Here is an 11,161-nt window from a genome sequence, read left to right as displayed (position 1 = left end):
GGCAGCGGCCTGGAGCCGGGCCAGAGCGTCGGGCGACGGCGTGCCGGGCTTGGCGGCGCGGGGCGCGACGAACTCTTCGGGTCCGGCCTCGACATCGGCGCGCGGCTGGAACTCGGCGACGCGCGGCTGGTAGGCGGGCGGCGGCAGGCCGTCATCCTCCATCTGCGGTGCGTCCTCTTCGAAGAGCGTCTCCATCTGCTCCTCGGCGGCGGCGCGCTCGGTGTCCATCTCTTCGAAGAGCGACGGCTCGTCCTCTTCGTAGACCGGCTGCTGGCGGGCCTGTGCGACCGGCGCGGGCTTGCGCGCGGCCGGTGCGGCGGCGGGCTTCGGCGCGGGCGCTTCCATCTCGACGGGCTGCTTCAGCGGCTCGCGCAGCGAGCGGCGCGGCATCGGCGCGTCTTCGGCCTTCTCCGCCGCGTCGATGCCGGTGGCGACGACGCTGACGCGCATCTTGCCTTCCATCTTGTCGTCGAGCGTGGAGCCCACGATGATGTTGGCGTCGGCATCGACCTCTTCGCGAATGCGGTTGGCCGCCTCGTCAAGCTCGAACAGCGTGAGGTCGTGGCCGCCGGTGATGTTGATCAGCACGCCCTTGGCGCCGCGCAGCGAGATTTCGTCGAGCAGCGGGTTGGCGATGGCCTTCTCGGCCGCCTGGATCGCGCGATCTTCGCCATCGGCCTCGCCGGTGCCCATCATCGCCTTGCCCATCTCGTCCATCACCGCGCGGACGTCGGCGAAGTCGAGGTTGATGAGGCCCGGACGCACCATCAGGTCGGTCACGCCCTTGACGCCTTGGTAGAGCACGTCATCGGCCATCGAGAACGCCTCGGTGAAGGTCGTCTTCTCGTTGGCGAGGCGGAAGAGGTTCTGGTTCGGAATGATGATCAGCGTGTCGACGACCTTCTGGAGCGCCTCGACGCCCTCCTCGGCCTGGCGCATCCGCTTGGCACCTTCGAACTGGAAGGGCTTGGTCACGACGCCGACGGTCAGCACGCCGAGCTCACGCGCGGCCTGCGCGATGATCGGCGCGGCGCCGGTCCCGGTGCCGCCGCCCATGCCGGCGGTGATGAAGCACATATGTGCGCCTGCGAGGTTGTCGACGATCTGTTCGATCGACTCCTCGGCGGCCGCAGCGCCGACCGAGGCGCGCGCCCCTGCGCCCAGACCTTCGGTCACCTTCACGCCGAGCTGGACCTTGCTCTCGGACCGCGATTGCTGCAGCGCCTGAGCGTCGGTGTTCGCGACCACGAACTCCACGCCATCGAGCTGCTTTTCAATCATATTGTTAACGGCGTTACCGCCAGCCCCACCCACACCGAACACGGTGATGCGGGGCTTGAGTTCCTCGTGACCGGGGACCGAGAGATTCAATGTCATTTTCGCCTATCCGCCTGCTGTTGGGACCGTTGAGCGGCCACTTCTGAGCTTCTGCGTGGGATATTAGCCCTCAGACACATATCCGTCACGCGAAAAACCGACACTTACCACCAAATGTGGCGTCGCAGGATGACCAGCTAGCGGGATTTTGCCCGTTTGTCGACATGTTGCGGTCACCAGTTATCGCGAAACCATTTTACCGCCCGCTGCAGCGATCGTGCCGGCAATCGCTCCACGGGAATCTCGAAGTCCCACCACTCATCCTGTGGGTGTGCTGCAAACAGGCACAGACCCACCGCCGCGGCGAATCCCGGGCCCGTCGCGGCCTGCGGCAAGCCATGCACCCGAAGCGGCCGCCCGAGCCGCACCTGCTGGCCCAGAATCTTCGCCGCGAGACCGTCGAGACCGGGGATCTGGCTCGCCCCGCCGGTCAGAACGATCTGCTGGCTCGGCAGGTGATCGAAGCCCGCCGCGTCGAGACGCGCGCGCGCCTCCTCGAGGATTTCCTCGACCCGCGGGCGCATGATGCCGATCAGCTCGGCCCGGCTCACGGTGCGGCGGTCATGCTCCCAATCGCCGGTATCCCCGCCGATCTGGATCATCTCGCGGTCGTCCATTCCGGTGGCCACGACGCCGCCGTAGAAGGTCTTGATCCGCTCCGCCGTCGCCATCGGGACCTGCAGGCCCATCGAGATGTCGCCGGTCACATGATCGCCGCCCATGCGCACCGCATCGGCGTAAATCATGTGCTTTTTCATGAAGATGGAGATGCCAGTTGATCCACCGCCGAGGTCGATGCAGGCCGCGCCGAGCTCCTGCTCGTCCTCGACGAGCGCGGCGATGCCCGCGACATAGGACGAGGACGCGATGCCCGCGAGCTCCAGGTCGCAGCGCTTGACGCAATGCGCGAGGTTCTGGATCGCCAGCGCGTCGACCGTCAGCATGTGCATGTCGGTCGACAGCTCCTGCCCGATCTGCCCGCGCGGATCGACGAGCCCCGAACGGTGGTCGAGCGCGAAATTCACCGGCTGCGCATGCAGCACCTCGCGGCCGAAGCCGAAATCCGGCACGTCGCAAGAGGACAGCACCCGCGCGATGTCCTGCTCGCTGACCGTCGTGCCTTCCAGCTCGACCTGCCCCGCCAGCCCGTAGCTGCGCGGATCGGCCCCGGCGAAACAGGCGATCACGTGATCGACCCGCACCTGCGCCATCTTCTGCGCCGCCTGCACGACGGTGCGAATCGCCCGCTCGGTCTCGCCCATCGAGGCGATCTCGCCGAAGCGCACCCCGCGCGACCGGGTCGTCGCGGTGCCGATCACGCGGAAGCCGGACTGCCCGGCAAGCGAGCCGATGCCGTCGAACTCGGCCAGCCGGTCGGAGGTGTCGAAGCGCAGGACCAGGCAGGCGATCTTGGACGATCCGACGTCCAGAATCGCCACGACGCCACGCTGCATCGCAGCCTTGCGCATGTTCCGCATCGCTCTCTGGGAATCGTAGAGCTCGATCATGTCAGTGCTTGTCCCCTGCCTCTATGGCTTTGATCCGCCACATTTCTTTTTGTGAGTATTCCGTCATTCTCAGCGTCGGGCGCTGCGGCAGCCGCAGGTCCACGACCGTCAGGTCGCGCGCCAGCATGTCCACCGCCTCGTCCATCGCCACCGCCCGCTCGAGCGCCCGCACCGCGCCCTCGGCGGGCAGCAGGATGCGCTGGTCGCGATCGAGCACCACGTCCCAGCGCCGCTCGCCCACCCGCACGAAGCCGCGAAGCCGCTGGCCCAGAGGCCCCGCCGCCGCCGCGAGCTTCAACGCCTCGGGCACCGCCTGGTCCGCGCCCTCTCCGGCGATGACCGGCAGCTCGGGATGGTCGATCCGGGCGTCCGCCGGTCCGACGAAGACGCCGCTCGCGTCGATCATCTTCAGCGCGCCGTCATGGCGCCAGAGCGCCACCGGCACCCGCTCGGACACGTCGACCTGCAAAACCCCGCCCTTGCGCAGGAAGATCCGCGCGCTCTCGACCGCGTCGAGCCCGCTGATCGCCCGGCGCATCGCGGGCAGGTCCAGATCGAAGCTCGAGACCGGGAAGTTCACCGGCACCACCGCGCGGATTTCCTCGGCCACGCCATCGCTGGCGCCGTCGATGGCCATCAGCTTGACCATGAACTCGGGGCGCTCCTCGACGGCGCTGCGCAGATCCGTCACCCGGGCCAGGAAGGCCGTCCGGTTGTCCTCCTGCGCGAACCAGAGGCTCGCAAGCCCGAAGCTCAGCGCCATCGGCAGACCCACGCGCAGCGCCAGCCGGTAAACCGGCGTCAGCATCATCCGATGCAGCCGGTAGCGCAGCCGCGAGGGCGCCGGATCGAAGCGGTTCACCTGTCGCACGAGGCATCCTCCAGGATCCACGCACACATCTGCCCGAAGCTCATCCCCGCGAGCGCCGCCTGTTCGGGGCTGAGCGAGGTCGGCGTCATGCCGGGCTGGGTATTGGTCTCAAGAAGCACGAGCCCCGCCGCGCCCTTCGTGTCGTCCCAGCGGAAATCGGTGCGGCTCATGCCGCGGCAGCCGAGCGCGCGATGCGCGGCCAGCGCGTGATCGAGGCAGAGCGCCTCGATCTCGTCGGGCAGCTCCGCCGGACAGACATGGCGCGAGCCGCCGGGCTTGTACTTGGCGTCGTAATCGTACCAGCCGTCGGTGAGGATATCGGTCACGCCGAGCGCCCGCTCGCCCATCACCGTGACGGTCAGCTCGCGGCCCGGCGCGAAGGCCTCGACCATCACCGTCGCGGGCATCTCGTCCGAGAGCTGCGGCGGCCCGTTGGCGTCGTCATGGACAAGGTAGACCCCGACCGAAGAGCCTTCGTTGTTGGGTTTCACCACATAGGGCGGCGGCATCACGTGGCGCACGCGCACCTCATCGCGCGGCGCGATCACGCTCTCGACCACCGGCAGCCCCGCGGCGCGGTAGACATCCTTGGAGCGCTGCTTGTCCATCGCGAGCGCCGAGGCCAGCACACCCGAATGGCTGTAGGGGATCTGCAGCCACTCGAGCAGACCCTGCACGCAGCCATCCTCGCCCCACCGCCCGTGAAGCGCGTTGAACACCGCGTCCGGCGCGATCTCCTGAAGACGCGCAACAAGGTCGGGGCCGGCTTCGACCTCGGTGACCTCATAGCCTTCCGCCCGCAAAGCAGCCGCGCATTCGCGCCCCGATGAAAGGGACACTTCGCGCTCTGCCGAAGGTCCGCCCTTCAGCACCACCACTTTCCGGAATGCCCTGCTCGACATCCCAATCCGCCTGTCCTGCGCGCGCCTTGCCCGGCGCCGCTCTTCTGTTCGTTTCGGGGGAGTGCCCCGCTCTGCCTCGTCCCGGGTCGTTGCCCGGGGTCTTCTACCCCGACCGATTCGTGGTGCCGGTCGTGGGATCGTCACATGCTCAGCGGGTGTTTTCCGGCTCCGGATCGCCCACGCGCATGATTTCCCAGTCTAGCTCTATTCCACTGCTGTGGAAAACCTTTTTTCGAACCTCCTCGCCCAATCCCTCGAGATCGGCAGCGGTCGCATCGCCGGTGTTCAGCAGGAAATTCGAATGCTTCTCGCTCATCATCGCGCCGCCCCGCCGCGCGCCGCGCATCCCGGCCTCGTCGATGACCTTCCAGGCCTTGAGATCGTGCACGTCATCGGCCCGCCCGGTCGAGGAAAACCCCGCCGGATTGCGGAAGGTCGAGCCCGCGCTGCGCTCCTTGGTGGGCTGGGTCGCATCGCGCTTGGCGAGCTGATCCTCCATCTGCGCGGCAAGCGCCTCGGGCGCGCCGGTCGCGCCCTCGAAGACCGCCCCGACCAGCACCATGCCTTCGGGCAGATCGCTCTGGCGGTAGCGGAAGTTCAGCGTCTCCGGCGTCAGCGTGACCAGCGTGCCGTCCCGCGCCACCGCCCGCGCCTCGACCAGGTGATCGGCGACGTAGGATCCGTAGCAGCCCGCGTTCATCCTGACCGCGCCGCCGATCGAGCCGGGGATGGTCCGCAGGAAGGTCAGGTCCACCCCCGCCTCCGCCGCGCGCCGCGCCACATGCGCATCGAGCGCCGCCGCCCCGGCGGTCACCCGGGTGCCCTCGATCTCGATCCCGTTGAAGCCGCGCCCGAGCCGGATCACCACCGCCCGGAGCCCGCCATCGCGCACGATCAGGTTCGAGCCCACGCCCATCGGAAAGACCGCGACATCCGCGGGCAGCGCCTCGAGAAACTCTTGCAGATCCGCCAGATCCGCGGGCTGGAACAGCCAGTCCGCCGGACCGCCGACACGGAGCCAGGTCAGCTCGGACAGGGGCTTGCCCGCCGTCAGGCGACCGCGCACCGGCGGCATGTCAGGGGGTGTCTCGCTCATGCCGCCTCTCTGCCTCTCCCGCGCCCCGACCGCAAGCCCCAGCCCCGGTCGGATGCACCACCCCATAGGCTTCTTCTTTTCGAAAAATACGCACGCCCCGGCCCGCCACCGGGCGCGAAGGCCCCGAGATCAGGCGGCCCGCCCGGTCACGCGCCGCAGCCAGGCCCAGAGATAGCGCAGCGGCCAGCGCAAGACGCTCGCCCCCGCCGCCAGCACCAGAAGCCCGACCCAGACGCCGTTCTGCCAGAACACCCAGGCCAGAAGCGGCAGGCCGAGCGCGATCAGCACATAGGCCCGCGTCCAGTGATTGTCCTTCGACGGGATCATCGCGAGCAGGTTCGCCAGCGCCAGCCAGCCGAAGGCGGCGATCAGAGACCCGCTCATCGGGGGATCTCCGGCCGCTCGCCGCGGGCGCGCGCCCAGAAATAGCGCAGCGGGTTGCGGAACATCGACAGGACCGCCAGCGCCGCGGCCAGGGTCCAGCCCCAGCCATGGGCCCAGCCGATCCAGACCAAGAGACCCGGAGCGAGGATCAGAAGCGTCAGGCCCGGCGTGTATTGCGCCCGCATCGGCAGGCAGGCCGTGACCGTGGCCGCCACCGCCCAGAGACAGGCCGCGACGAGCGCCGCGCTCACGCGCTCTTCCTCTTCTCCTCGAGCCGACCCGGCAGGTTGTTGGCCCAGGCCGAGATCGTGCCGGCCCCAAGGCAGACCACCAGGTCCCCCGGACGCGCCTGTTCGCGCACCAGCCGCTCCAGATCGTCCTCGTCATAGAGCGCGCGGGCATGTCGGTGGCCATGGCGGATCAGCCCGGCCACGAGATCGTCGCGCGACGCGCCCGCGATCGGGTCCTCGCCCGCGGCATAGACCTCGGCGATGGCGACCACGTCGGCCTCGTTGAAGCAGGCGCAGAAATCGTCGAAGAGCGAGTGCAGACGCGAGTAGCGATGCGGCTGGTGGACCGCGATCACCCGGCCCTCGGTCGCCTGTCGCGCGGCGCGCAGCACCGCGGCGATCTCGACCGGGTGGTGGCCGTAATCGTCGATGATGGTGACGCCGCCCACTTCCCCCACGCGGGTGAAGCGCCGGTTCACGCCGCCGAACTTGGAGAGCGCGTCGCGGATCTCCTCGCGCTTCATGCCGAGATGCCGCGCGACCGCCACCGCCGAGAGCGCGTTCGAGACGTTGTGATCGCCCGGCATCGGCAGGGTGCAGCCCTCGATCAACATGCCCTCGGCCTGGAGCGCGATGTCAAAATGCGCCACGCCCTTCTCGTAGCGCAGGTTCACCGCACGCACGTCGGCCTGGGCGTTGAAGCCGTAGGTCAGAACGCGCCGGTCGGTGATCCGGCCCACCAGCCGCTGCACCTCCTCATGGTCGGTGCAGCAGACCGCCAGCCCGTAGAAGGGAATGTTGGAGACGAAATCGAGAAAGCCCTGTTTCAGCGCCTCGAAATCCTTCCAGTGCTCCATGTGCTCGGGATCGATATTGGTGACGATGGCGATGGTCGCGGGCAGCCGGTTGAAGGTACCGTCGCTCTCGTCGGCCTCGACCACCATCCATTCGCCCTGCCCCATCCGGGCGTTCGAGCCATAGGCGTGGATCACGCCGCCATTGATCACCGTCGGATCGACCCCGCCCGCGACCAGAAGCTCGGCCACCAGCGTCGTCGTCGTGGTCTTGCCGTGGGTTCCGGCGACCGCGATGTTCGACTTGAGGCGCATCAGTTCGGCCAGCATCTCGGCGCGGCGCACCACCGGCAGGCCGCGGCCGCGCGCGGCGTCGAGCTCGGGATTTCCGGGCTTGATCGCCGACGAGATCACCACGACCTCCGCATCCGCGAGGTTCTCGGCGCGCTGGCCCTCGAAGACCGTTGCGCCCAGCGTCTCGAGCCGGTCGGTGATCTTCGAGCGTTTCAGGTCCGAGCCCTGCACCCGGTAGCCGTGGTTCAACAGCACCTCGGCGATGCCCGACATGCCGATGCCGCCGATGCCCACGAAATGGATGGGACCGACATCCTGAGGAAGTTTCGTCGCCGCTGCCGCGTTCATTCTGCCTGCTCCTTGCCTGCCAAAGCCTCGACCATGTCCGCCAGCCGTTCTGCGGCATCGGGTCGAGCGACGCTGAGCGCGCCTTGTGTCATTTTCAGTGCGCCGTCGGGGTTCTCGAGCACCGCGCGGATCGCGTCGGTCAGCGCCTCGATCTCGAAGCGCGCCTCGGGAATGCGGATCGCCGCGCCCGCCTCCACAAGCCCGCGCGCATTGGCGGTCTGGTGGTCTCCGGCGGCGGCGGCGAAGGGAATGAGGATCGACGGCCGCCCGATCACCGAGATGTCCGCGACCGAGGACGCGCCCGAGCGCGAGATCACCAGCTGCGCTTCGGTCATCCGGGCCGGGATGTCGGTGAAGAAGGGCTGCACATCGGCATAGATGCCCTGCTCGTCGTAATAGGCCTGTACCCGCGCGCCATCCTCGTCGCGCGCCTGGTGGCTGACCCGGAGGTGGCGCAGAAGCTCCATCGGCAGGCCCGCGATCGCGGGCGGCACCACGTCCGACAGGATCCGCGCGCCCTGGCTGCCGCCGATCACCAGGATCGACATCGGGTAGTCGCCCGGCACGATATAGCCCGCGCCCGCGCGTTCGCGCACCGAAGCGCGGACCGGGTTGCCGGTATGGACCGCCTCGACGCCCTCGGGCAGCGTGGTCGGCCAGGTGCCGCAGGCGACGAGGTCGACGCGCCTCGCGAAGACCTGGTTCACCCGCCCGAGGATGCCGTTCTGTTCGTGGATCATCCGGGGGATCTTCAGAAGCGTCGCCGCGCCGAGCGCGGGGATCGACGGGTAGCCGCCGAAGCCCACCACCACGTCGGGCCGGTCGCGGCGCATCTTCATCATCGCCGACATCACCCCGCCCGCGATCTTGAAGGGCACGCCCGCCTTGGCCGCGAGCCCGCCGCGCGCGAAGGTGGCCGAGGGCACCTCCTCGATCTCGACCGCGTCGGGGAAGCCGCCGGTGTAGCGCGCGCCGCGCGCATCGGTGGACAGCGCCACGCGCCAGCCGCGGCGCAGCATCTCCTCGGCCAGGGCCTGGGCCGGGAACATGTGCCCGCCGGTGCCGCCGGCGGCCATCACCAATCGGGGCGGTCGGAACCGTTCTGTCATGGTCTCTCGCTCGGGTGCGGGCCTCGTTGGACCCACGATGTCGTCTTTACCGCATCCTGGCGCGCAGGATGTCGCCTATCTCGCCCTGCGGGCGGGTGCGTGTAAAGGCCAAGAGCATACCGATCGCGATTCCGCCAGCGATCAGCGACGATCCGCCGTAGCTGACGAAGGGGAGCGTCATGCCCTTGGCCGGCAAAAGCCGCACCGCAACGCCCATGTTGATCATCGCCTGCACGCCGAACATGCAGGCCAGCCCCGCGCCCGCGAGGCGGATGAACGGATCGCGCTCACGCATCAGGCGGCTCAGCGAGCGGACCACCACGGTCGCGTAGAGCGCGATGATCACGATGACGAGCAGCAGGCCGTATTCCTCGGCCGCGACGGCGATGATGAAGTCGGTATGCGCGTCGGGCAGCGACCATTTCACCTGCCCCTCGCCCACGCCGACACCGAAGAAGCCGCCCTCCTGGATGGCGTTGGTGGCATAGCCGATCTGGGTCGTCGGATCGATCTCGGGGTTCAGGAAGCCGTCGATCCGGCGGGCGAAATGTTCCGAGTTTTCATAGGCGAAGGTGCCCGCGAGCACCACGAGCCCGGCGATGCCGAAAAGCAGGATCATCGGCGCACCGGCGATGAAATACATCACCCCCCAGCCGAAGAGCACGAGGCAGGCCTGGCCGAAATCCGGCTGCAGCGCCAGCATCGCGACGATGGCGATGCAGAGCATGAACGACCAGAGCCGCCCCGGAGGCCCGCCCAGGTCCTGCGACGCGGCCATCAGCCAGGCGGCGACGACCACGAAGACCGGCTTCAGGAACTCCGAGGGCTGCACGCTGGCGAAGCCGAGGCTGTACCAGCGCACCGCGCCCTTGCCGAAATCGGTGCCGAGCCAAGGCAGGAGCGCCAGCGCGACGAAGGCGCCGAGAAAGCCCAGGACCGCGACGCGGCGCACCATCACCGGAGACATCAGCGAGACGAAGAACATCGTCGCCAGCGCGGCGCCGCCGAAGATCGCCTGCCGCTGGACATAGTGGAACGCGCCGAAGCCGTTGCGCTCGGCTAGGGGCGGCGAGGCCGCGAGCCCCAGAAGGATGCCGATCCCGAAGAGGATCAGCACGCAGGACAGCGTCCAGCGATCGACGGTCCGCCACCACTTGGGCAGGACCGGCTCGCCGGCATGCACGGGGACCGTGCCGTAAACCATTTCCGTCATGGAACGTACCGCTCGAAATTCTGCCTCTGGCGCCCGGATTGTCCCCGGGTCGTTGCTGTCACAGTAGCGCGGACAGGCGCGTCCGGCCAGTGGAAAGCGAATCACATCTGCGCTCTCCGGGCCCCGCGTCGCGAAAATGACTCATCTTTTGGCCGACATGTCGCGCCCACCGTCATGTCGCATGCCGCCTTCGCCTATAGGTTGCCTCGGCACCCGCATGCGCACGGATTTCGGCCTCAAACGAGCCCCCTACCCCGCGCGCGCCGCGATCTGCCGCCAGACCGCGCCGGCATCGTAAAGCGTCCATTCCCGGCGCAGACCATCGGGGCCGAACTCGGCCTGACTCAGCCCCAGGATCGTGACCGCCGCGCCGCTCGGGTGCCCGAACGGACCCCAGCCAACATGCTTGCCGGTGAGCCGCCAGCGCAGCGCCGCGCGCGGCGGCATGAGCGGGCTTTCAAGCCCGATCCCGTCCTCGATCTCGAACACCGCGTCGGGAAAGCCCGCGCGCAGTCCAAGCCAGAAGGCGCGCGCGGCCTCGGGCCCCGTCCCAAGCTCGCCGCCGGGATAGCAGAGCTCGGCCCCGGGCGCGTATTGATCGTCGAAAAGCCCGAACGCCCCCTCCATCGCGCGGTCGAGAAGCTCAGCCCAGCTTGCCGCCCAGCCATCCTCGGGCGGCATCGTCCCGGGCGAGGCCGGTCCCGCGCCGCCCGCGCTGAGCGGCTCGGCCGTCAGGCTGTCCGCGGCCCAGGCCCGGGGATCGCGCCCGATCTGGCGCAGGATCGCGGCGCTGTCGCGCACCCGCCAGAGCCGCGCCAGCCGCCCCTCGCGGATGCCGTAGCCCGCAAGCCAGCGATAGCGCAGATCGCGCCCGGTCGGAGCGCCCCAGAGCCCGTCGCCGGCATGTCGTCCCGTCATCACGAAGCGCTCCGCCGCCCAGGCACCGCCGGGCGCCAGCACGTCCTCGGACCAGAGCCGCCGCTCGGGGATCGCCGCAAGCTCCGGCAGGGCCGCGACGGCCAGTCCGGACGCCCC

At 68.9% G+C, this 11,161-nt stretch carries 11 protein-coding genes; all 11 read right to left on the bottom strand.

The window, feature by feature from the left end; all coding sequences use genetic code 11:
• On the bottom strand, positions 1-1,377 hold a 1,377-nt coding region (gene ftsZ / locus ACFQ4E_RS19965; RefSeq protein ID WP_386806296.1), incomplete at its 3' end, for a cell division protein FtsZ.
• A 173-nt stretch (positions 1,378-1,550) separates the two neighbouring features.
• Positions 1,551-2,885 (bottom strand): cell division protein FtsA, encoded by a 1,335-nt coding sequence (gene ftsA, locus ACFQ4E_RS19960; RefSeq protein ID WP_386806295.1) that lies wholly within the window; start codon positions 2,883-2,885, stop codon positions 1,551-1,553.
• Between the two features lies 1 nt (position 2,886).
• Positions 2,887-3,756 (bottom strand): cell division protein FtsQ/DivIB, encoded by an 870-nt coding sequence (locus ACFQ4E_RS19955; RefSeq protein ID WP_386806294.1) that lies wholly within the window; start codon positions 3,754-3,756, stop codon positions 2,887-2,889.
• The gene (locus ACFQ4E_RS19950; protein ID WP_386806297.1) at positions 3,744-4,664 is read right to left on the bottom strand and encodes a D-alanine--D-alanine ligase; all 921 of its coding nucleotides are present in this window, start codon (positions 4,662-4,664) and stop codon (positions 3,744-3,746) included. Before ACFQ4E_RS19950 ends, ACFQ4E_RS19955 begins: the two co-directional genes overlap by 13 nt.
• A 142-nt stretch (positions 4,665-4,806) precedes the next feature.
• Positions 4,807-5,754, bottom strand: coding sequence for a UDP-N-acetylmuramate dehydrogenase (gene murB / locus ACFQ4E_RS19945; RefSeq protein ID WP_386806293.1), 948 nt, complete (start codon positions 5,752-5,754; stop codon positions 4,807-4,809).
• Positions 5,755-5,883: 129 nt separating this feature from the next.
• A complete protein-coding gene (locus tag ACFQ4E_RS19940) occupies positions 5,884-6,138 on the bottom strand; it encodes a DUF2484 family protein (protein ID WP_386806292.1) in 255 nt (84 codons plus the stop codon).
• Positions 6,135-6,389, bottom strand: coding sequence for a DUF2484 family protein (locus tag ACFQ4E_RS19935; protein WP_386806291.1), 255 nt, complete (start codon positions 6,387-6,389; stop codon positions 6,135-6,137). Before ACFQ4E_RS19935 ends, ACFQ4E_RS19940 begins: the two co-directional genes overlap by 4 nt.
• Complete coding sequence (gene murC, locus ACFQ4E_RS19930; protein WP_386806290.1) at positions 6,386-7,804, bottom strand: UDP-N-acetylmuramate--L-alanine ligase; 1,419 nt, start codon at positions 7,802-7,804, stop codon at positions 6,386-6,388. Before murC ends, ACFQ4E_RS19935 begins: the two co-directional genes overlap by 4 nt.
• The gene (gene murG / locus ACFQ4E_RS19925; protein WP_386806289.1) at positions 7,801-8,913 is read right to left on the bottom strand and encodes an undecaprenyldiphospho-muramoylpentapeptide beta-N-acetylglucosaminyltransferase; all 1,113 of its coding nucleotides are present in this window, start codon (positions 8,911-8,913) and stop codon (positions 7,801-7,803) included. The genes murC and murG overlap by 4 nt, the downstream gene beginning before the upstream one ends.
• Before the next feature lie 46 nt (positions 8,914-8,959).
• The gene (gene ftsW, locus ACFQ4E_RS19920) at positions 8,960-10,126 is read right to left on the bottom strand and encodes a putative lipid II flippase FtsW (RefSeq protein WP_386806288.1); all 1,167 of its coding nucleotides are present in this window, start codon (positions 10,124-10,126) and stop codon (positions 8,960-8,962) included.
• Between the two features lie 249 nt (positions 10,127-10,375).
• The coding region (locus ACFQ4E_RS19915) for an ester cyclase (RefSeq protein WP_386806287.1) at positions 10,376-11,161 on the bottom strand (786 nt) is incomplete at its 5' end.

Source organism: Litorisediminicola beolgyonensis (genome assembly GCF_042679605.1).
GTDB lineage: Bacteria > Pseudomonadota > Alphaproteobacteria > Rhodobacterales > Rhodobacteraceae > Litorisediminicola > Litorisediminicola beolgyonensis.
This window is presented reverse-complemented; position numbering and strand designations above follow the sequence as displayed.